Below are 21,042 nucleotides of genomic sequence, written 5' to 3'. Positions count from 1 at the left end.
GCGCACGGGGGCAATGGGTTCAAGGCGATGTCCTGCATGTCTCCACGCGCAATGTGTTCTTGGCCGCCGCGGCGGGTGCGCACGGACCGCGGACCGTACCATGGCGCGGTCCCGAGACCGACGAGGATGGCAAGATGACCGAAACCCTGCGCCAGAGCGTGCTGCTGGCCACCGACCTGAGCCCGCGCAGCGACCGCGCACTCGACCGTGCGCTGCTGCTGGCACGCGAATGGCGCGTGCCGCTGGTGGCGCTGACCGTGGTGCCCGGCGGTGCCGGACTGGTCTCGCACCCGGTGCTGGCGCTGTCGTCCGATGCCGTGGCAGAGCGTGCCGCGCGCCGCCAGGCCGAACGCCGGCTGCGCGCCGACCTGGCCGACGCGACCGTTCCGCCCATCGTGCGTGTGGAGCAGGGCGAATTGACCAGCACCGTGCTGGCCGTGGCCCAGGCCGAGCGCTGCGGCCTCATCGTGACCGGCGTGGCGCGCCACGAGGCGCTGGCGCGCGTGCTGCTGGGCTCCACCGTGGAAGCGCTGGCGCGGCGTGCGCCCGTGCCGCTGCTCGTGGTGCGCGAGCGCGCGCGGGCCGCCTACACCCAGGTGCTGGTCACCAGCGATTTCTCCGAACATGCGCGCCATGCGCTGCAGACGGCTGTGGCACTGTTCCCGCAGGCCAGCTTCACGCTGTTCCATGCCTTCGGCAACCCGTATCCGCTGCTCGCCGGCATGGACGTGGAGCAGGCGCGCCAGGCCGGCCGCGCCGTGGCCGAGGAGCAGGCGCGGCTGTTCCTGGACGCCACGCCGCTGCCGGCTGCCGTGCGCGCACGCACCACGCTGCGCCTGGCCTACGGCGACCCTGGCCTGCTGCTGCGCGAGCATGGCGCGGAGCACCTGGGCGAGCTCGTGGTGCTGGGCACGCAGCGCCGCTCCGGCCTCACGGGCCTGCTGCTGGGCAGCGTGGCCGAGCGCGTGCTGGAACTGGCCGAAAGCGACGTGCTCGTGGTGCCGCCCAGGCCGGCCGGGGGCTGAGCGCACAGGCTCGTTCGAAGTGAGGATGCTGGTCGGTCGCGCGAACCGAACAATGCAGCCATCGGTGCGGTGCGCATACCCGGGAACCCCATCGAGCGCGCCGCGGGCATGGGGTCTGCGGCGTGGGATGAGCTGCAACCCTTTTTGCGAGGACCGAACCATGAACACCCGACTCATCGCGTCGACCTGGATGGCCGCCGCCGCCTTCGTCGCCATGCCCAGCCTTGCCGACGTGCACGCGTCCGGCGAGGTGGGCTACATCCCGCCCGTCAGCAGCGAGCCCAGCACGCTCACGCGGGCCGAGGTGATCGCCCAACTGGAGCAGGCGCAGCGCGACGGCACGATGCCGCCGAACGGAGAGGGCACCGACACCGGCGCCATGAACGCGCCGCAGCCCACGCTGCTGGCCGAGCAGCAGAACCTGGCTGCGCGCTGAGCGGCGCGCGCCGCCGCACGGCAGCGCCGCTGTCGTGCACCGCCGCAGGTGGCCGCCCAGGCCACCTGCGCTCGCCTCTCCTCGGTGCCCGAGCCTTTGGCGTCCCTGGCACACAATGGCGCCCGCGCAGGCTTGCCCGGCCTGGCGCGCGACACCAACAACGAGGAGATCTGCCATGGCCAGCCTGTTCCCGCACTGGACCCTGAAGACCGGCGGCGAAGTCGCCCCCGACGAACGCCTGCCCATGGGCCAGACCATCGCCATGGGCGTGCAGCATGTGGTGGCCATGTTCGGCTCCACGGCGCTGGCGCCCATCCTGATGGGCTTCGATCCCAACACCGCCATCTTCTTCTCGGGCATCGGCACGCTGATCTTCTTCCTGCTCACGGGCGGGCGGCTGCCGAGCTACCTGGGCTCGAGCTTCGCCTTCATCGGCGTGGTGATCGCGGCCACGGGCTATGCGGGCAGCGGGCCCAACGCCAACATCGGCGTGGCGCTGGGCGGCATCATCGCCTGCGGGCTGCTGTACTTCGCGATCGGCCTCGTCGTACAGGTGGCCGGCACGGCCTGGATCGAGCGGCTCATGCCGCCCGTCGTGACCGGCACGGTGGTGGCGGCCATTGGCCTGAACCTCGCGCCTGTCGCAGTCAAGATGCTCGGTACCACGCCCGTGGAGACCGGCATCAGTCTGCTGACGGCGCTGTTCGTCGGCCTGATCGCGGTGCGCAGCCGCGGCGTGGCCGGGCGCCTGCCCATCCTGCTCGGCGCGCTGTGCGGCTACGCGCTGTACGGGCTCGCGGCCAACGGGCTGGGCTGGGCCAAGCCGATCGACTTCTCGGGCGTGGCCCAGGCCGCCTGGATCGGCCTGCCGAAGTTCAGCGCGCCGGTGTTCGACGGCACGGCCATGCTGCTGATCGCGCCCGTGGCAGTGATCCTCGTGGCCGAGAACCTGGGCCACGTGAAGGGCCTGGCCGCCATGACGGGCCGCAACTTCGACCCGCTCATGGGCCGCGCCTTCATGGCCGATGGCATCGCCACCATGGTCTCGGGCGCCGGTGGCGGCACCGGCGTGACCACCTATGCCGAGAACATGGGGGTGATGGCCGTCACGCGCATCTACTCCACGCTGGTCTTCGTGGTGGCCGCGCTGGTGGCGCTGGCGCTGGGCTTCTCGCCCAAGTTCGGCGCGCTGATCCTGACCTTGCCGGTGCCCGTGGTCGGCGGCCTGGCGCTGGTGGTGTTCGGCCTGATCGCGGCCACGGGCGGACGCATCTGGGTGCAGAGCAAGGTGGACTTCTCGCGGCCGCGCAACCTGATCACGGCCGGCGTGGCGCTGACGGCCGGGGCCGGGGACCTCACGCTGTCGATCGCGGGCTTCAAGATGGGCGGGATCGGCACCGCCACCTTCGGCGCCATCGTGCTGTACCACCTGCTGCGCGAGCGCGAGGGCACGCGCTGAGGGCATGAAGCTCGACTCCACCACGGTCCAGCTGGTCCTCGCCATCGCCGAGGAAGGCAGCATCTCGCGTGCGGCCGACAAGCTGAACCTGGCGGTGGCGGCCGCCTCGCGCCGGCTGACCGACCTGGAGTCGCAACTGGGCGCCAGGCTGTTCAAGCGCCAGCCGCATGGCGTGAAGACCACGGAAGCCGGCGGCCGTCTGCTGGCCCACATCCGCCAGATCGACAACCTGATCGACCGGCTCGAAGGCGATGCCCAGGCGCTGGGCCATGGACGCGACGGGCGCATCATCATCGGCGCGCCCAAGGCCGCGATCATCCAGTTCCTCGCGGCCGACATCGCGCGGCTGCGCATCGCCTATCCGCAGATCACGCTCAAGGTGCTGGAGGAGAACAGCAAGATCGTGCAGCAGCTGCTGCGCGACCGCGTGATCGATGTCGGCATCTACGAGAAGAGCAGCGGTTTCCTGGACCTGCCGAAGTCCGACTACCGGCAGGACCGGCTCATCCTGGTCTACAGCCGGCGGCATTTCACGCTCGCGCCCGGGCCGCTCGGGCTGGACGCGCTGCTGGAGCTGCCCATCGTGAGCCTGGGCAAGGGCTCGGCCGTGCTGGCGGCCGTGCAACGCGCCTACCGCAGCCGCGGGCGGGCGTTTCCCAACGACTTCTCGGCCAGCGGCTTCGACACCATGCTGGCCCTGGTGCGCCACGGCCTGGGTGTGGGGCTGATGCCGCCCGAGGTGCTGCGCAGCTTCCACCCCGAGGACACACTGGCCACGGCCGAGCTGGAGGGCGACTGGCACCGGCGCAGCTATGTGCTGTCCTGCGTCGAAGGCAACGCGCAGGAGCAGACGCTGCGCAACGTGGTGGCCCAGCTGCTCGCCCCTTGACTGCTTGCGGGCGTGCCGGTTTCGCGGATCGCGAATCCAGGCATGCCTTGCACGCCATTGCCGGTCTCCGGGCGCTGCGCAACAGTCGCCTCACCACCAACGAGGAGACCGCGCATGAGACGCCGACACTTCATCGCGGGCAGCCTGGCTGTGCTGTCCGCTCCCTGGGCCCAGGCGGCCACCGAACTGCCCAAGGGCATCGTCAGGATCTACGTCGGCTGGGCGCCCGGCGGCGGCACCGACGTGTTCGCGCGCATCGTCGGCCAGAAGCTGTCCGAGCTGTGGGGCCGCAGCGTCGTGATCGAGAACAAGCCCGGCGCCACCGGTGCGCTGGCGGCCGGCTTCTTCGCCCAGACCCGCTTCACCGAGGGGCTGAACCTGCTGATGGCGCATGTCAACACGCACGCCATCGGGCCGCACATCTTCAAGGCCATCAGCTACGACCCCCTGAAGGACTTCGCGCCCATCGCCATGGTGGGCGCCACGCCGCACATCCTCGTGACCAGCGCGAACCGCGCCGGCGCCGGCACCGTCAAGGAAGTGGTCGAGGAGTGCCGCAGGAGCCCGGGCAAGATCAGCTTCGGCTCGTCGGGCACGGGCTCGGTGCAACACCTGTGCGCGGCGATGTTCAACATGGCGGCCGACGTGCAGAGCATCCACGTGCCCTACAAGGGCTCGGGCCCGCTGCAGACCGACCTGATCGGCGGCCAGATCGACTACAGCTTCGACACCATGACGGCCGCCACGGCGCAGGTGAAGGCGAAGAAGACGGCCGCCATCGTGCAGACCCGCGTCAAGCGCGCCAAGGGCTTCCCGGAGCTTGCGACCATGGACGAGCAGGGCTTCAAGGGCTTCGACGTGTCCAGCTGGTACGGCGTGGTCGGGCCCAGGGGCATGTCGGCCGAGCTGGCCGCGCAGATCAACGCCGACATCAACAAGGTGCTGGCCCTGCCCGAGGTGGTGGCGCGCTTCGACGGCTTCGGCGTGGAAGACGGCGGCGGCTCCGTCGACAAGTTCGCCGGCTTCATGGCCAGCGAGTTCAAGAAGTGGGGCGAGGTCGTTCGCACCGCCAAGATCACCGAGGAATCCTGAAGATGACAGCCACCCGACCCCTCCCGCTGCAAGGCATCCGCGTGCTGGACGTCAGCCAGGTCATGGCCGGCCCGTTCGCCTGCATGATGCTGGCCGACATGGGCGCCGACGTGATCAAGGTCGAGCCCCCGGGCGGAGACCAGACGCGCGGCGCCATGGGCTTCAAGATGAAGGGCGCCGATTCCATGGGCTTTCTGAACATGAACCGCAACAAGCGCTCGCTGACGCTGGACCTCAAGACCGATGAGGACCGCGAAACCTTCTACGCACTGGCGAAGACGGCCGACGTGATCGTCGAGAACTACCGCCCGGGCGCGGTGCAGCGCCTGCGCATCGACTACGCGTCGGTCCGCGAGATCAACCCGAAGATCGTCTACGTCAGCATCTCCGGCTTCGGCCAGAGCGGCCCCTGGGCCGAGCGGCCCGGCTTCGACCTCATGGCGCAGGCCATGTCCGGCGTGATGAGCGTGACCGGCTATCCCGGCGAGAAGCCGGTCAAGGCCGGCGTGCCGGTGGCCGACATCGGCTGCGCACTGTTCGCCACGGCGGCGCTGCTGTCGGCCTACATCGGCGCGCAGAAGACGGGGCAGGGCCAGCACATCGATGCCTCGCTGTTCGACGCGGCGATGGCGTTCTCGGTCTGGGACATGTCGGAGTACTGGGGCACCGGGGCGGCGCCGACCAAGCTGGGCACCAGCAACAAGATGAGCGCGCCCTACCAGGCGGTGCGGGCGCGCGACGGCTACTTCGTGATGGGCGCGACCAACCAGAAGCTCTGGGCCAGGCTCTGCGCGCTGCTGGACCGGCCGGACCTCGTGGCGCATGCCGACTACGCGACCGTGCCGCTGCGCCTGAAGCACCGCGAGGCGCTGATCGTGGCGCTGGAACAGGAATTCGCCAAGCGCGACAGCGCCGACTGGATCGCCGCCATGCTGGCCGCGGGCATCCCGGCCGGCCCGATCCTGAGCTACCCCGAGGCCTTCGAGGGCGAACACGGCCGGCACCGGCGCATGTGCATGGAGATCGACCACCCGGTCGAGGGCAAGGTCAAGAACATCGGCTTTCCGGTCAAGCTGCTGGGCACGCCGCAGCAGGTCCGCCGGCATCCGCCGCTGCTGGGCGAGCACAACGACGAGATCCTGGCCGAGATCCGGGCGGCGGCATGAGCGCGGAATCCGTGCGGCTCAGCGTCCATGCCTCGGGCGCGGCCGAGATCCTGATCGACCGGCCCGAGCGCCACAACGCGATGACGCGCGCCATGTACGACGCCTTGCTGCAATGCATCGCAGCCTGCGGGCGCGATGCGGCCGTGCGCAGCGTGCTGTTCAAGGGCGCAGGCGGCAAGTCCTTCATCTCGGGCACGGACATCGGCCACTTCAAGGATTTCGCCGATGGCCGCGAGGGCATCGCCTACGAGGCTTTCGTCGAGCGCGTCATCGACGCGGTCGAGCGCATCGCCGTGCCGACCGTGGCGGTCATCGACGGCTGGGCCGTCGGGGGTGGGCTGGCGCTGGCGACGGCCTGCGACTTCCGGGTCTGCAGCGAGGGGTCGCGCTTCGGCGCGCCGATCGCCAGGACGCTGTCGAACACCTTGTCCTCGCGCAACATCGCGCGGCTGGTGGCGGCGCTGGGCGTGCCGCGCGTCAAGCGCATGCTGCTGCTGGCCGACCACCTGACGGCGGCCGAGATGCAGGCCTGCGGCTTCGTGCACGCCGTCGTGGCGCCCGAGGCGCTGGATGCGGCGGCCCACGCGCTCGCGCAGCGGCTCATGGCGTTGTCGCCGGTCACGCACCAGGCCGTGAAGGAGAGTCTGCGCCGCATCGTCAGCGAGCAGCGCCTGGACGACGAGGACCTAGTGCAGCGGGTCTACGGCAGCCAGGCCTTCCGCGACGGCGTGGCGGGCTTCCTCGGCAAGCGCTGAGCGGTCCTGATCTCGCGGGCTTGTCCTGCGTGCTGCAGACCTGGCGCATGGCATGCTGCGCCCGACATGAAAAAGGCGCTGCAGACCTGGTTCACCTCCCGCGGCTGGAAGCCATTCCCGTTCCAGCGCGAGGTCTGGCAGGCGCTGGCGGCCGGCGAGAGCGGCCTGCTGCACGCGACCACCGGGGCCGGCAAGACCTATGCGGTGTGGCTGGGCGCATTGGGCGCCTTCGCGGGCAAGCCGCCCGCGCGCGGCGCCGCGCCGCTCACGGTGCTCTGGATCACGCCCATGCGCGCGCTGGCGGCCGACACCTTGCGCGCGCTGCGCGAACCGCTGGCCGAGCTCGCGCCGCACTGGACGGCCGGCGCGCGCAGCGGCGACACCACCTCGGCCGAGCGCAGTGCCCAGGACCGGCGCCTGCCCACCGTGCTCGTGACCACGCCCGAGAGCCTGTCGCTGCTGCTGGCCAAGGCCGGTGCGCAGCAGCTGTTCGCGCAGCTGCAGCTCGTGGTCGTGGACGAATGGCACGAGTTGTTGGGCAACAAGCGCGGCGTGCAGGTGCAGCTGGCGCTGGCACGGCTGCGGCAGTGGCGGCCGGCGCTCAGCACCTGGGGCATGTCGGCCACGCTGGGCAACCTGGAGCAGGCCATGCGCGTGCTGCTGGGGCCGCAGCAGCCCGGCCATCTGGTGCGCGGCGCCGTGCCCAAGCAGCTCGTGATCGACACGCTGCTGCCGCCGCGCGCCGAACGCTTTCCCTGGGCCGGGCACCTGGGGCTGGCCATGCTGCCGCAGGTGGTGGCCGAACTGGCCGCCAGCAGCACGGCGCTGGTCTTCACCAACACGCGTTCGCAGGCCGAGATCTGGTACCAGGCCTTGCTGGAGGCCCGGCCCGACTGGGCCGGCAGCATCGCGCTGCACCATGGCTCGCTGGACCGGGCCGTGCGCGAGTGGGTCGAGGCCGGGCTCAAGGCCGGCCAGCTGCGCGCCGTGGTCTGCACCTCCAGCCTGGACCTGGGCGTGGACTTCCTGCCTGTGGAGCGCGTGCTGCAGATCGGTTCGCCCAAGGGCGTGGCCCGGCTGCTGCAGCGCGCCGGCCGCTCGGGCCATGCGCCGGGCCGGCCCTCGCGCATCACGCTGGTGCCCACGCACAGCCTGGAACTGGTGGAGGGGGCCGCAGCGCGCGCCGCCGTGCTGGCCGGGCTGGTCGAGGCGCGCGAGCCGCCGCAGCAGCCGCTGGACGTGCTCGTGCAGCACCTGGTCACGGTGGCCCTGGGCGGAGGATTCCTGCCGGACGCGCTCTACGCCGAGGTGCGCCAGACCCATGCCTATGCCGCGCTGGAACCCGATCGCTGGCAATGGTGCCTGGACTTCGTGCGCCAGGGCGGCGCGGCGCTGACGGCCTACCCGGACTACCGGCGCGTGGTACCGGACGACGAGGGCATCTGGCGCGTGCCCGAGGCGCGGCTGGCACGGCGGCACCGCGCCAACATCGGCACCATCGTCAGCGACGCGAGCATGGTGGTGCAGTTCGTGGGCGGCGCGCGCATCGGCAGCGTGGAGGAGAACTTCGCGGCGCGGCTCAAGCCCGGCGATGCCTTCATGTTCGGCGGGCGGCTGCTGGAGCTCGTGCGCATCCACGACATGACGGCCTGGGTGCGGCGCGCCAGTGGCAAGAAGGCCGCCGTGCCGCGCTGGAACGGCGGGCGCATGCCGCTGTCCTCGCTGCTGGCCGATGCGGCGGTGATCGAACTGGCCGAAGCCGACCAGGGCCGCTACGACAGCCCCGAGATGCGTGCCGCGCAGCCGCTGCTGGACCTGCAGCACGCCTGGTCGGCCCTGCCCACGCCCGACACGCTGCTGGCCGAAACGCTGCAGTCGCGCGAGGGCTGGCACCTGTTCCTCTACCCCTTCGCGGGCCGCCAGGTGCACCTGGGCCTGGCCAGCCTGCTCGCCTGGCGCGCCGCGCAGCAGGCGCCGCGCACCTTCTCGATCGCCGTCAACGACTACGGCCTGGAACTGCTGTGCGCCACGGAAGTGGACTGGCCGCAACTGCTGCCCGTGCTGCTGCAGCAGCCGGGCGAAGGCCCGGCGCTGCTGGCCGAGGTGCTGGCCAGCCTCAACGCGGGCGAACTTGCGCAGCGGCGCTTTCGCGAGATCGCGCGCGTGTCCGGCCTCATCTTCCAGAGCCACCCGGGCGAGCGCCGCAGCAGCCGCCAGCTGCAGGCTTCCTCCTCGCTGTTCTGGGAGGTGTTCCGCAAGTACGACCCTGCCAACCAGCTGCTGCTGCAGGCCGAGCAGGAGCTGCTGGCGCAGGAGCTGGAGGTGGGCCGCCTGCAGGCCGCACTGCAGCGCATGCGCGCGCGGCGCCTGGTGTTGCGGCCACTGGCCCGGCCGACGCCGTTCGCATTCCCGCTGATGGTGGAGCGCTTTCGCGAGCAACTGTCCAACGAGCGCGTGGCCGACCGCATTGCGCGCATGCTGGCCCAGCTCGAGCGCGCGGCCGGCGGTGCGCCTGCGGAGGACGCAGACCAGGTGCAGGCCAGCCTGCAGTTCGGCCGCCAGACCGACCAGCCGACGCGGACTGCGCCGCGGCGTCGCAGGAGGCACGGCCTGTGACGCCGGGGCTTGCCGTCACCTGGGCCGACGAGCCGCTGCTGCTGCTGCCCGAGCGGGCACTGTGGTGGCCGGCGCGCCGCACCTTGTTCATCGCCGACCTGCACCTGGGCAAGGCCGCGACCTTCCGCGCCGCGGGCCAGCCGGTGCCGGCCGGCACCACCCAGCGCAACCTGGCGCGGCTGGACGCGCTGATCGCACGGCACGGCGCGCAGGCACTCGTGGTGCTGGGCGACTTTTTGCATGCCGAGCAGGCGCGCACGCCGGCCCTGCTGGACGCGCTGGCGCAGTGGCGTGCCCGGCATGCAGCGCTGGCCATCACGCTGGTGCGCGGCAACCACGACAGCCATGCCGGCGACCCGCCGCCCGGCCTGTCCATCACCCTGGTCGACGAGCCGCACCTGCTGGGCCCGTTCGCCTGCTGCCACCATCCGCAGCGGCATGCCACGCACTTCGTGCTGGCCGGCCATGTGCATCCGGTCTGCGTGCTGTACGGCCCGGGCCGCGACCGGCTGCGGCTGCCCGGCTTCGTGGCCGAGCCGGGGCAGGCCTGGCTGCCGGCCTTCGGCGAGTTCACGGGGGGCTGGCGCGTGGAGCCCTCACCCGGGCGGCGCTGCTATGCGGTCGGCGACGGCCAGGTCTGGCCGCTGCCCCCTGCCTGAGCACTGCGGGAATCCGCGGGTTCCGCCGCCGGCCTGCGGCCCCGATGATGCAGCGCGGCCGCAGCCCGCGCGCCGCCGCACCCATCTGAAGGAGACAACGCAGCATGCACGCATTCCCCGACTTTTCGCGCCGCCGCGGCCTGCAGGGCTTGGCCGCACTGGCAGCCGGCGGCCTGGTCCCCGGCCTGCAGGCCCAGACCGCGCGCTGGCCCGACAAGCCGCTGCGCGTGGTCGTGCCGTTCCCGCCCGGCGGCCTCACGGACGCCTATGCGCGCCTGTTCGCCGACCATTTCACGCAGACACTGGGCCAGCCCTCCATGGTGGACAACCGGCCGGGCGGCGGCGCCATCATCGGCATCAGCCAGGTGGCCAAGGCGCCGGCGGACGGCTACACGCTCCTGGTCTCGACCTCGGGCACGGTCTGGCAGAACCGCGTGCTCTACAGCAAGCTGCCCTACAACCTGGACACCGATCTCACGCCGATCGCGCTGTTCCCCTCGGGCCCGCTGGCCGTGGCCGTGGCGCCCGAGGTGCCGGCCAAGAACATGCGCGAGTTCATCGCCTATGCGCGTGAGCGCCAGGTCAACATGGCGAGCTACGCACCGGGCGCCTACCCGCACATGGTGGCAGACCAGCTCAACCGCCACGCCGGCACCAAGATCCAGACCGTCATGTACAAGGGCGAATCGCCGATGTGGGTGGACGTGGCGGGCAATTCGGCGCAGATCGGCATCGGCAGCTACCAGGCCTTCAACACCGTGCAGGGCCGCGGCGTGCGGCCCATCGGCGTGACCGGCAACTACCGCTCGCCCAAGATGCCGGATGTGCCCACGCTGGCCGAGCAGGGGATCGATACGCCCTTGGTGAAGCTGGAAGGCGGCCTGGCCCTGATGGCGCCCGCCGGCACGCCCGAGGCGGTGTTGCGCACGCTCAACAAGGTGGCGCTGGCCTGCGTGGAGACCGAGCGCGGCAGCAAGCTGCGCGAAAGCTTCGGCATCCCCAACAAGCCCAAGGATCTGGCCGGCACGCGGCGCGACTGGGATACCGAAGTGCCCATCTGGATCAAGATGGCCGTGGAGCTGGGCATCAAGCTGGATTGAAGGAGGGCGTCACTCCTCCTGCGCAATCACCAGCAGCACCGAGGCCTGCTGCTTGCCGACCGAGGTGATCTTGTGCGGGATGCTGGAGTTGAAGTGCGCCGAGTCGCCAGCGCGCAGCGTCTCGCTGCGCTGCGCCAGCTGCAGCACCACCTGGCCCTTGAGCACGTAGAGGATCTCCTCGCCACGGTGGTGGCTCATGGGGTGGTTGCGCACCGGCTCGTCGGTCGGGTTCAGCACGAAGGCCACCATCTTGTGGTCGGGCAGGGCGCTGGAGACCATGCGCGGCGCAGGCGGAGTGGCCTCCGGCGCGGCCTCGGCACGGCGGATCACCACCGGGTCGCTGTCCGAAGGCTCGGCGAAGACTTCCTCCACCGGCACGCGCAAGGCCTTGGCCAGCTTCAGCGCGGCGCCGACGGACGGTGTGGACAGCCCGCGCTCCAGCCGCGAGACATAGCTGCGCGTGAGGTCGCTCGCCTGCGCCAGCTCTTCCAGCGTCATGCCGGCTTGCACGCGCAGGATCTTCAACTTGATTGACATGTTGCGTATGGGAAACTTGTTTCCTAGAATATTCTTGGTTTCCGGACCTCGATCAAGGCGGATCCGGCGGGTTTTGCTCACCAAGGAGTATGGTATGTCGATGCGCAAGCGCCTTCGGGCCGTGGTTCTCGTGCTCTCCTGCGGCCTGGCCGCCACGCTGGCGGTGGCCCAGTCCTATCCGGCCAAGCCGATCCGGCTCATCATCCCCTTCGGCGCCGGTGGCATCACCGATGTGGCGGGCCGGCTGGTCGGGCAGCACCTGGGCGAGGAACTCAAACAGCAGGTCGTGATCGACAACCGCGCCGGTGCCGGCGGCGCCATTGCGGCGCAGGCGCTCGCCCAGGCCGCGCCCGACGGCTACACGCTGCTGCTGGGCACGGTGGGCACCCAGGTCGTCAACAAGATGCTGTACAGCAAGCTGGCCTACGACCCGGCGACGCTGACGCCCGTGTCGCTGGTCAGCAATTCGCCCTACGTGCTGGCGGTCAATGGCGTGGACGGCGTGCGCGACCTGCAGGGCCTGGTCGCGTACGCCAAGGCGCACCCGGGCGCGCTCAACTTCGGCTCGGCCGGCAACGGCAGCTCGCCGCACCTGGGCATCGAGCTGTTCAAGCTGGCCAGCGGCACGCAGATCGTGCACGTGCCGTTCAAGAGCGGCGCCGAGGCCGTGAACGCCGCGCTCAGCGGCCAGGTGCAGATCGTGATCGACGCGCTGCCCGTGATCCTGCCCCACGCGAAGGCCGGCCGCCTCAAGCTGCTGGCCATCGCCGACGAACAGCGCAACCCGGCCGCGCCGCAGCTTGCCACCACCACCGAGCAGAAGCTGCCCGACTTCAAGATCGGCTCTTGGAACGCGCTGGTGGCACCGCCCGGCACGCCGGCCGCGCAGGTCGAGGTGCTGAACGCCGCGCTGGCCCGGGCCATGGCGCGCCCGGCCCTGGTGGCGCGGCTGGCCGAGATGGGCATCGAACCCATGCAGACCGGCGTGCCGGCCTACCTGGCCCATGCACAGCGCGAGACCGTCAAGTGGAGCCGGGTCATCCAGGCGGCCGGCACCAAGCTCGACTGAAGCCCCATGAAGCTCTACGACACGCAGCGCTCGGGCAACGCCTGGAAGGTGCGCCTGATGGCGGGGCTGCTGGGCATTCCCGTGGCGCGCCAGACCCTGTCGATCGACCGCGGCGACCTCGCCCGTCCCGAGTTCCTCGCGATCGCGCCGCTGGCGCAGGTGCCCGTGCTGGAGCTCGACGACGGCAGCCACCTGGCCGAGTCCATGGCCATCCTGTACTACCTGGCCCGGCCGACCGCCTGGTGGCCCGCGGCGCTGGCCGACCAGGCCCGCGTGCTGACCTGGCTGGCGTTCGAACAGGAGCGCCACATGAAGCCGCTGGCGAAACTTCGCTTGCACCTGGCCCTGCACCGCAACCGCGATCCGCAGGCGCCCGAGATGCAGGCCCATGCGCACGAGGCGCGCCAGGCGCTCGCGCTGCTGGAGGCGCAGCTGCAGCGCCAGGGGGCCACCGGCTGGGTCGCGACCATGGACCACCCCAGCATCGCCGACGTGGCGCTGTACCCCTACACGCGCATGGCGCCCATGGGCGGCATCGACCTGGAGGCCTATCCCGGCATCACGGCCTGGCTGCAGCGCATCGAGGATCTGCCCGGCTATGCCGCGCTGTTCCCGGGCGAACCTGGGCGCAACCTTTCCACTCTCGAAGCCTGATCCCACAAGGAGGAGACCCATGGCATCCGCGACCGACACCTTCACGCTCGACAAGGACGCGCTCGTCGCGCTGTCGCACCGGCAGATGGACGCCCATCTGGCCGACAGCGGCTACACGCTGCGCCAGAAGCTCGCGCTGACCTGCCGCATCCTGTTCGACAACGGCCACGATTCCGGGCTGGCCGGGCAGATCACGGCGCGCACGGGAACGCCGGGCGAGTTCTACACCCAGCGCCTGGGCCTGGGCTTCGACGAGATCGCCGAGGACAACCTGCTGCGCGTGGACGAGGACCTGAACGTGCTGGAGGGCGACGGCATGGCCAACCCGGCCAACCGCTTCCACTCCTGGGTGTACCGGGCACGGCCCGACGTCAACTGCATCGTGCACACGCACGCCGTGCACACGGCGGCCCTGGGCATGTTGGAGCAGCCGCTCATCGTCTCGCACATGGACAACTGCGTGCTCTACAACGATGTGGCCTTCGTCGGCCAGTGGCCGGGCATTCCGGTGGGCAACGAGGAGGGCGAATTCATCTCGGCCGCGCTGGGCGACAAGCGGGCGCTGCTGCTGTCGCACCACGGCCTGCTGGTGGCCGCCACCAGCGTGGAGGAGGCCTGCGTGCTGGCCATCGCATTCGAGCGCGCCGCGCGCATGCAGCTGCTGGCCATGGCCGCCGGCAAGGTACAGCCGATCGACCCGCGCCTGGGCCAGGAGGCGCACGACTGGATCCTGCGGCCCAAGCGCAACGCGGTGGCTTTCGACTACTACGCGCGCCGCTCGCTCAGGATGCCGCACAACGCGGACTGCCTGCGCCTGCGCTGAGTCTGCGGGCCAGGCCTACCTGACCTGCTGCTTCTCCAGCTTGCGCGCCAGCGTGCGCCGGTGCATGCCCAGGCGGCGCGCGGTTTCGGAGATGTTGAAGCCGGTCTCGGCCAGCACCTGGTGGATGCGTTCCCACTCCAGCGTCTTGATCGAGCTCTGCCGGTTGGTCAGCTCGACCTCGGTCGTGCCCTCGGCGCGGCCGAACGCGGCCTCGATGTCGTCGGTGTTGGAAGGCTTCGCCAGGTAGTGGCAGGCGCCCAGCTTGATCGCCTCCACGGCCGTGGCGATGCTGGCGAAACCGGTCAGCACCACGATCAGCATGTTCTCGTCGCGGGCGCTCAGGGCCTGCACGCAGGCCAGGCCCGAGGCTTCGCCGGCGAGCTTGAGGTCCACCACGGCGTGGGTGGGCGCGAAGTCCTCCAGCTGCACGAGCAACTGCTCCAGGCCGGTCGCCACACGCACGGCGTAGCCGCGGCGCTCGAACGAGCGGGCCAGCGTGCGGGCGAAGGCCGCGTCGTCCTCGACGATCAGCAGGCGGCGGTCCAGGGGCTCATCGGTCATCGGCGCTATCTTCCTCCAGCAGGGCAATGGCCGGCAGCGGCAGGGTGATCCGGACCTCGGCACCGCCGCCGTCCAGGTTGCGGGCGGCGACGTAGCCGCCCAGTGTGCGCGCCACGTTGACGACCAGGAACAGACCCAGGCCGCGGCCGGGCTGGCCCTTGCTGGACTGGTAGGGCTTGCCAAGCTGCGCAAGCATCTGCGGGGCAAAGCCGGGGCCGCGGTCGCGCACGGTGAGCACCAGCTGGTCGCCGCTGCACGTGGCCTGCAGGTGCACGTGCTCGGGCGAGACCTCGGCCGCGTTGTCCAGGACGTTGACCATCATCTGCTGGATGGCGGAGTCCGCCACCATGGCCAGGTCGTCGCCGATCTGGTTGTCGAAGACGAAGCCGGGGCAGGGCCGGCGCTGGCGCCAGCGCTGCACCACTTCGTCCAGGAAGGTGTTGAGCGTGGTGGCGCGCGAGGATTCGCCGCGCGCCTCCCCGGCCGACAGCAGGATGCCGCTCACGATGGCCTTGCAGCGTGCCACCTGGGCCTGCATCTCGGCCACGTCGTCGGCCAGCTCGGGTTCGGAGCTGAAGTGCGGCAGGTGCTGCCAGTCGCCCAGGATCACCGCGAGCGTGGACAGCGGCGTGCCCAGCTCGTGCGCCGCGCCCGAGGCCAACAGGCCCATGCGCACGATGTGCTCCTCCTCGGCTGCGCGCTGGCGCAGCGCGGCCAGGCGCCGGTCGCGCTCGCGCAGGTTGCCGACGATGCGCGTGATGAAGGTCACCAGCAGCGCGGCCGTGAGCGCAAAACTGACCAGCGTGCCCATCATGTAGGGGCTGGCCAGGCCGCGGTGGTGGTCGGGCGCCAGCGCGAGCGGCTGGGCCCACAGCGCCAGCGCGGCGAAGCAGGCCGAGGTCACGCCCACCATGGTCCAGGTGGCCCAGGCCGGCAGCAGCACGGCGCCGAGAATCACCTGCAGCAGGTACAGGAACACGAAGGGGTTGGTGGCGCCGCCGGACAGGTAGAGCTGGGCCGTGAGCGCGGCCACGTCCACGAGCAACGCGACCAGGAGCTCCACGTTGGTCACGCGCCGGCCCGTGCGCGCGCGCAGCAGCGACAGCACGTTGAAGGCCACCAGGCAGCCCAGCACGGTCAGCATGGGCTCGACCGGGATCGCGATGCGCAGGCCGTAGTGCACGACCTCGATGGTCAGCACCTGGCCGAACACCGCGATCCAGCGCAGCTGGATCAGCTGCTGCAGGTTCTTGAGGCCGGCGGCCTTGTCGGGGCCGGCCGGGCGCGAAGCGGGTTCTGCGCTGCCGGTGGCGGAGGCAAGCATGGGGCCGGATTCTCAGTCCGACGGGCGGCGCGCCGAGCGCCACGCGTACCAGCCGCCGGCTGCCACCATGGCCGCCAGCGCGAACCAGGTCAGCGCATAGACCAGGTGGTTGTCGCTGAAGCGCAGCACCGTGAGGCCGCCCACGGGCCACTGGCCGGGCGGCGTCGCCTCGGCGTCGACGAAGTAGGGCGCCACGCGGTCTGCCGGCAGGCCGCGCGCAGCGGCGATGGCGGCCACGTCGCGCGAATGCCAGCGGTTGGCGGCCGGGTCGTTCTCGCGCAGGAAACCGCCGTGCGGCTCGCTGATGCGCAACAGGCCGGTGACGGTGACCGGGCCTGCCGGTGCGGCGGCGCCGCGCCGGGCCGGGTCACGCCGCTCGGGCGGCACGAAGCCGCGGTTGACGAGCACGATGCTGCCGTCCTGCAGGCGCAGCGGCGTGAGCACCCAGAAGCCGGCCCCCATGGCGGTGCTGGCCTGCACCAGCGCTTCGTCGGCATGCAGGAATTCGCCCACCAGGCGCAGGCGCCGGTACTCGAAGTCCAGCGGGGCGGCCTGGATGGCGGGCCAGGCCCGCAGGTCCGGTGGGGCCACCGGTGCGGCCGCCACGCGCGCCTCCGTGCGCGCGATCAGGCCCTTCTTCCAGCCCAGGCGCTGGACCTGCCAGGTGCCCAGCAGGGCGAACACCGCGCTGAGCAGGGCGGCGGCCAGCAGCACCCAGGGCAGGCCGCGCGCGGGCTTCATTGCGTGTGGTGCTGGTGCGTGGCAGCGGGCTGCTGCGGGCCGTGCTGGCCATGAGAGGGCATCATGTTGGTGTTCATGTGGAACATGACCCACAGCGTGCCGGCGATCGCGATCGCCACGAAGACGACCGTGAAGATGGTGGACAGCATGGTCCAGCCACCCTCGACCTTGCCGTTCATGTGCAGGAAGTACACCATGTGCACGAGGATCTGCACGACGGCAAAGCCGCCCAGCACCAGCACGGCGGTGGTGCGGTTCTCGATCACGTTGTCCATGACCAGCCAGAACGGGATGGCCGTCAGGATGACGGACAGCACGAAGCCGGTCACGTACTCGCGCATGGAGCTGTGCGGGCCGACGTCGCCGTGATGATCGTCATGGTGGCCATCACCGTGGCCGTGGTGTGCGTGGGTATCAGAGGCGGCCATCACAGCACTCCCATCAGGTAGACGAAGGTGAAGACGCCGATCCAGACGACGTCCAGGAAGTGCCAGAACATGGACAGGCACATCAGGCGGCGGCGGTTCTCGTGGATCAGGCCATGCTTGGCGATCTGCACCATGAGCACGACCAGCCAGACCGAGCCGAAGGTCACGTGCAGGCCGTGGGTGCCGACCAGCGCGAAGAAGGCCGACATGGCGGCGCTGCTCTGCGGGCCGGCGCCTTCGTGGATCAGGTGGTGGAACTCGTACAGCTCCACGGCCAGGAAGGCCAGGCCGAACAGGCCCGTGACGGCCAGCCACACCAGCGTGCCGCCCTTGTCGTTCAGCTGCTTGCGCAGCATGGCGAAGCCGAAGGTGATGGACGACAGCAGCAGGAAGGCCGTGTTGAGGGCCACCAGCTTGAGGTCGAACAGCTCGGCGCCGCCGGGCCCGCCGGCGTAGCTGCGGCCCAGCACGCCCCAGGTGGCGAACAGCGCGGCGAAGATGAGGCAGTCGCTCATCAGGTACATCCAGAAGCCCAGCGCGGTGCCGTTTTCCGGATGCGGTTCATGGTCCAGGTGGTAGGCGCGCGCGGCGCCGGCGCTGGCGGTGTGGGCGAGATCAGACATGGCGGGCCAGCAGTTGGGTGCGCGCGTTCTCCGCGGCGGTCACTTCGGCCGCCGGGATGTGGTAGTCGCGCTTGTAGTTGAAGGTGTGGACGATGGACGCGAGCACGATGGCCGCGAACGAGGCGATGGCCAGCGGCCACATGTGCCAGATCAGCGCGAAGCCCCAGACCAGCGAGAGCAGGGAGATCACCACGCCCGAACCGGTGTTCAGCGGCATGTGGATGGCCTTGAAGCCGGAGAGCGGGCGTTTGTAGCCGTGCTTCTTCATGTCCCACCAGGCGTCGACTTCATGCACCACGGGCGTGAAGGCGAAGTTGTACTGCGGCGGGGGCGAGGAGGTGGCCCATTCCAGCGTGCGGCCGTCCCAGGGGTCGCCGGTCAGGTCGCGCAGCTGGTCGCGCTTGAGGAAGCTCACGCCGAGCTGCACGATGAAGGCGCCGATGCCCATGGCCACGATGCCGGCGCCGCAGGCGGCGATGATGAACCAGATCTGCAGCGAGGGGTCCTCGAAGTGGTTGGCACGGCGCGTGACGCCCATCAGGCCGAGGATGTACAGCGGCGTGAACGCGACCCAGAAGCCGACCAGCCAGCACCAGAACGACACCTTGCCCCAGAACTCGTCCAGCTTGTAGCCGAAGGCCTTGGGGAACCAGTAGTTGATGCCGGCGAACATGGCGAACACCACGCCGCCGATGATCACGTTGTGGAAGTGGGCGATCAGGAACAGGCTGTTGTGCAGCACGAAGTCGGCCGGCGGCACCGCCAGCAGCACGCCCGTCATGCCGCCGATGGCGAAGGTGACCATGAAGCCGACCGTCCACAGCATGGGCACCGTGAAGCGGATGCGACCACGGTACATGGTGAACAGCCAGTTGAAGATCTTCGCGCCGGTCGGGATCGAGATGATCATCGTCGTGATGCCGAAGAACGAGTTCACGCTCGCGCCCGAGCCCATCGTGAAGAAGTGGTGCAGCCACACCAGGTACGACAGGATGGTGATGCAGACCGTGGCGTACACCATGGAGGTGTAGCCGAACAGGCGCTTGCGGCTGAAGGTGGCGACGACCTCGGAGAACACGCCGAAGGCCGGCAGCACCAGGATGTAGACCTCGGGGTGGCCCCAGATCCAGATCAGGTTCACGTACAGCATGGGGTTGCCGCCCAGGTCGTTCGTGAAGAAGTTCGTGCCGACGTAGCGGTCCAGGCTCATCAGCACCAGGGCGGCCGTCAGCACCGGGAACGAGGCCACGATCAGCGCGTTGGTGCACAGCGAAGTCCAGGTGAAGATCGGCATCTTCATCATGTCCATGCCCGGTGCGCGCATCTTGACGATGGTCACCAGCAGGTTGATGCCCGACAGCGTCGTGCCCACCCCCGCGATCTGCAATGACCAGATGTAGTAGTCCAATCCGACCCCGGGGTTCTGGTGGCCCAGGTTGGACAGCGCCAGCCAGCCCGAGGTGGAGAACTCACCCAGGAACAGCGAGACCATCACCAGGATGGCGCCGGCGGTCGTCATCCAGAAGCTGAAGTTGTTCAGGAACGGGAAGGCCACGTCGCGCGCGCCGATCTGCAGCGGCACGAGGTAGTTCATGAGGCCGGTGACCAGCGGCATGGCCACGAAGAAGATCATGATCACGCCGTGCGCCGTGAACACCTGGTCGTAGTGGTGCGGCGGCAGATAGCCCATGTTCTCGCCGAAGGCCATGGCCTGCTGCAGGCGCATCATGACGGCGTCGGCGAAGCCGCGCAGCAGCATCACGATGCCCAGCACCATGTACATGATGCCGATCTTCTTGTGGTCGATGCTGCAGAACCAGTCGCGCCACAGCGGGCCCCACAGGCGGAACTTCGTCAGCAGCGCGAGCACGCCGATGCCGCCGATCACCACGGCGATGAAGGTCCACAGCAGGATGGGTTCGTGGGACATCGGGATCGAGTCCCAGGTCAGGCGCCCCAGCAACCAATGTGCAGTTTCTGCGGGTGAGGTCGTGTGTTCGGTCATGGCCATCAGATCAGAATTCCTGGAGATCGGTGCGCGTGGCGGCGGTGCAGAGCGCGTCCTCGGCCGCCGCGTCGAGCTTGCGGGCGGCCGCGTAGGCCTGGTTGCGCTGGGCGTCCTTGGCCATCATCTCGTGCATGCAGGGCTTGCCTTCCTCGACGCACAGGTTCAGCACGCGCTGGTACAGGCCGTTCTCGACACTGGAGAAGCGCGCAACCGGGTTGCGCTCGCTGGGCTTGGCCAGCGCGGTGTAGCCGGCGCGCGTGAGCGGCTGGCCTTCGGACTTGGCCTTGGCGACCCACTTGTCGAAGTCCTCGTTGGACAGGCCGTGGAACTTGAAGGTCATGCCCGAGAAGCCGGCGCCGCTGTAGTGCGAGGACATGCCGTGGTAGACGCCCGGCTTGTTGATGACGGCGTTGAGCTCGGTCTGCATGCCGGGCATGGTGTAGATCATGCCGGCCAGGTCGGGCACGTAGAACGCATTCATGGTGTGGCTGGAGGTCAGCTTGAAGCGGATCGGCCGGTCCACGGGCGCGGCCAGTTCATTGACCGTGGCGATGCCCTGCTCGGGATAGAAGAACAGCCACTTCCAGTCCAGCGAGACCACCTGCACCTCGAGCGGCTTGGTGCCCTCGGGCACCGGCTTGCCGGCGGCGATGCGGTCCAGCGGGCGGTACGGGTCGAGCTGGTGCGTCGTGATCCAGGTCAGCGCGCCCAACGCGATGATGATGACCAGCGGCGCCGACCAGATCACCAGCTCCAGCTTGGTCGAGTGGTGCCATTCGGGGTCGTAGTCGGTCTGGGCATGCCGGCCGTTCTGGCGGTAGCGCCAGGCGAACAGCAGGATCAGGAAGATCACCGGCACCACGATCAGCAACATCAGGAAGGTGGCGATGACCACCAGGCGGCCTTGCTGGGCGGCGATGTCGCCGGCGGGGAAGAGCACCACCATCTTGCTGCACCCGGCCAGCAGGGCGGCCATGGCGAGTAGAAGCGGTACCCGGACGAGGTTGAGGAGACGACGCATGCTGTTGGCGAGGCTTTCGGGTGAACCCTGTACGGGTTACTCCGGGTTGCAGATGA

21 protein-coding genes are annotated in these 21,042 nt (G+C 69.9%); 13 read left to right on the top strand and 8 right to left on the bottom strand.

Translation table 11 applies throughout. The features are described from left to right. Positions 1-134 precede the first annotated feature (134 nt). The 10 genes from IE209_RS20950 to IE209_RS20905 all read left to right on the top strand — a co-directional run bounded on the left by IE209_RS20950 (position 135) and on the right by IE209_RS20905 (position 11,197). Entirely contained in the window at positions 135-1,025 is an 891-nt protein-coding gene (locus IE209_RS20950) for a universal stress protein (RefSeq protein WP_189688852.1), read from the top strand. A gap of 160 nt (positions 1,026-1,185) precedes the next feature. Beyond that, positions 1,186-1,461, top strand: a complete 276-nt coding sequence (locus tag IE209_RS20945; protein WP_189688851.1) for a DUF4148 domain-containing protein — start codon at positions 1,186-1,188, stop codon at positions 1,459-1,461. 175 nt (positions 1,462-1,636) lie between these two features. After that, the gene (locus IE209_RS20940) at positions 1,637-2,920 is read left to right on the top strand and encodes a solute carrier family 23 protein (RefSeq protein WP_189688850.1); all 1,284 of its coding nucleotides are present in this window, start codon (positions 1,637-1,639) and stop codon (positions 2,918-2,920) included. Positions 2,921-2,924: 4 nt separating this feature from the next. Continuing rightward, positions 2,925-3,809 (top strand): LysR family transcriptional regulator, encoded by an 885-nt coding sequence (locus IE209_RS20935; RefSeq protein WP_189688849.1) that lies wholly within the window; start codon positions 2,925-2,927, stop codon positions 3,807-3,809. A 114-nt stretch (positions 3,810-3,923) separates the two neighbouring features. Continuing rightward, entirely contained in the window at positions 3,924-4,901 is a 978-nt protein-coding gene (locus IE209_RS20930; protein ID WP_189688848.1) for a Bug family tripartite tricarboxylate transporter substrate binding protein, read from the top strand. Positions 4,902-4,903: 2 nt separating this feature from the next. Then, positions 4,904-6,067: a CaiB/BaiF CoA transferase family protein gene (locus IE209_RS20925; RefSeq protein WP_189688847.1), complete on the top strand. Its 1,164-nt coding sequence runs from the start codon at positions 4,904-4,906 to the stop codon at positions 6,065-6,067. Then, positions 6,064-6,822 (top strand): enoyl-CoA hydratase, encoded by a 759-nt coding sequence (locus tag IE209_RS20920; protein WP_189688846.1) that lies wholly within the window; start codon positions 6,064-6,066, stop codon positions 6,820-6,822. The genes IE209_RS20925 and IE209_RS20920 overlap by 4 nt, the downstream gene beginning before the upstream one ends. Before the next feature lie 66 nt (positions 6,823-6,888). After that, positions 6,889-9,438 (top strand): ligase-associated DNA damage response DEXH box helicase, encoded by a 2,550-nt coding sequence (locus tag IE209_RS20915; protein ID WP_189688845.1) that lies wholly within the window; start codon positions 6,889-6,891, stop codon positions 9,436-9,438. Further along, complete coding sequence (pdeM, locus tag IE209_RS20910; RefSeq protein WP_189688844.1) at positions 9,435-10,097, top strand: ligase-associated DNA damage response endonuclease PdeM; 663 nt, start codon at positions 9,435-9,437, stop codon at positions 10,095-10,097. Before IE209_RS20915 ends, pdeM begins: the two co-directional genes overlap by 4 nt. A gap of 104 nt (positions 10,098-10,201) precedes the next feature. Beyond that, a complete protein-coding gene (locus tag IE209_RS20905) occupies positions 10,202-11,197 on the top strand; it encodes a Bug family tripartite tricarboxylate transporter substrate binding protein (RefSeq protein WP_189688843.1) in 996 nt (331 codons plus the stop codon). 9 nt (positions 11,198-11,206) lie between these two features. Here IE209_RS20905 and IE209_RS20900 read toward each other — a convergent pair whose 3' ends face one another. Then, positions 11,207-11,734 carry an XRE family transcriptional regulator gene (locus tag IE209_RS20900; protein ID WP_189688842.1) on the bottom strand — a complete coding sequence of 176 codons (528 nt, stop codon included), beginning with the start codon at positions 11,732-11,734 and terminating at the stop codon, positions 11,207-11,209. A gap of 100 nt (positions 11,735-11,834) precedes the next feature. On the opposite strand from IE209_RS20900, the gene IE209_RS20895 reads away from it, so the two are divergent. From IE209_RS20895 to IE209_RS20885, 3 genes are read left to right on the top strand one after another with little or no spacing between them, the layout of a single operon-like run. Further along, a complete protein-coding gene (locus tag IE209_RS20895) occupies positions 11,835-12,803 on the top strand; it encodes a Bug family tripartite tricarboxylate transporter substrate binding protein (RefSeq protein WP_229882969.1) in 969 nt (322 codons plus the stop codon). Between the two features lie 6 nt (positions 12,804-12,809). After that, positions 12,810-13,457 carry a glutathione S-transferase family protein gene (locus IE209_RS20890; RefSeq protein ID WP_189688840.1) on the top strand — a complete coding sequence of 216 codons (648 nt, stop codon included), beginning with the start codon at positions 12,810-12,812 and terminating at the stop codon, positions 13,455-13,457. Between the two features lie 19 nt (positions 13,458-13,476). Further along, the gene (locus IE209_RS20885; protein ID WP_189688839.1) at positions 13,477-14,280 is read left to right on the top strand and encodes an aldolase; all 804 of its coding nucleotides are present in this window, start codon (positions 13,477-13,479) and stop codon (positions 14,278-14,280) included. Positions 14,281-14,295: 15 nt separating this feature from the next. On the opposite strand, the gene IE209_RS20880 is transcribed toward IE209_RS20885, so the two are convergent. The 7 genes from IE209_RS20880 to cyoA are packed head-to-tail and all read right to left on the bottom strand — an operon-like array spanning position 14,296 to position 20,941. Continuing rightward, on the bottom strand, positions 14,296-14,841 hold the full coding sequence (locus IE209_RS20880; protein ID WP_189688838.1) for a response regulator transcription factor: 546 nt from the start codon (positions 14,839-14,841) through the stop codon (positions 14,296-14,298). Continuing rightward, positions 14,831-16,165 (bottom strand): ATP-binding protein, encoded by a 1,335-nt coding sequence (locus tag IE209_RS20875; protein ID WP_189688837.1) that lies wholly within the window; start codon positions 16,163-16,165, stop codon positions 14,831-14,833. The genes IE209_RS20880 and IE209_RS20875 overlap by 11 nt, the downstream gene beginning before the upstream one ends. 12 nt (positions 16,166-16,177) lie before the next feature. Then, positions 16,178-16,906 carry an SURF1 family protein gene (locus tag IE209_RS20870; RefSeq protein ID WP_189688836.1) on the bottom strand — a complete coding sequence of 243 codons (729 nt, stop codon included), beginning with the start codon at positions 16,904-16,906 and terminating at the stop codon, positions 16,178-16,180. Then, positions 16,903-17,334: a cytochrome o ubiquinol oxidase subunit IV gene (cyoD, locus tag IE209_RS20865; RefSeq protein ID WP_189688835.1), complete on the bottom strand. Its 432-nt coding sequence runs from the start codon at positions 17,332-17,334 to the stop codon at positions 16,903-16,905. The genes IE209_RS20870 and cyoD overlap by 4 nt, the downstream gene beginning before the upstream one ends. Next, a complete protein-coding gene (gene cyoC, locus IE209_RS20860) occupies positions 17,334-17,957 on the bottom strand; it encodes a cytochrome o ubiquinol oxidase subunit III (protein ID WP_189688834.1) in 624 nt (207 codons plus the stop codon). Before cyoC ends, cyoD begins: the two co-directional genes overlap by 1 nt. Then, on the bottom strand, positions 17,950-19,962 hold the full coding sequence (cyoB, locus tag IE209_RS20855) for a cytochrome o ubiquinol oxidase subunit I (protein WP_189688833.1): 2,013 nt from the start codon (positions 19,960-19,962) through the stop codon (positions 17,950-17,952). The genes cyoC and cyoB overlap by 8 nt, the downstream gene beginning before the upstream one ends. Positions 19,963-19,972: 10 nt before the next feature. Next, the gene (gene cyoA, locus IE209_RS20850; RefSeq protein ID WP_229882968.1) at positions 19,973-20,941 is read right to left on the bottom strand and encodes a ubiquinol oxidase subunit II; all 969 of its coding nucleotides are present in this window, start codon (positions 20,939-20,941) and stop codon (positions 19,973-19,975) included. Positions 20,942-21,042 lie beyond the last annotated feature (101 nt).

It is taken from the genome of Pseudorhodoferax aquiterrae (assembly GCF_014652235.1).
Classification (GTDB): Bacteria; Pseudomonadota; Gammaproteobacteria; order Burkholderiales; family Burkholderiaceae_C; genus Pseudorhodoferax; species Pseudorhodoferax aquiterrae.
Note: the sequence above shows the minus strand (reverse complement) of the source record. Positions and strands in the feature narration are given on the sequence as shown.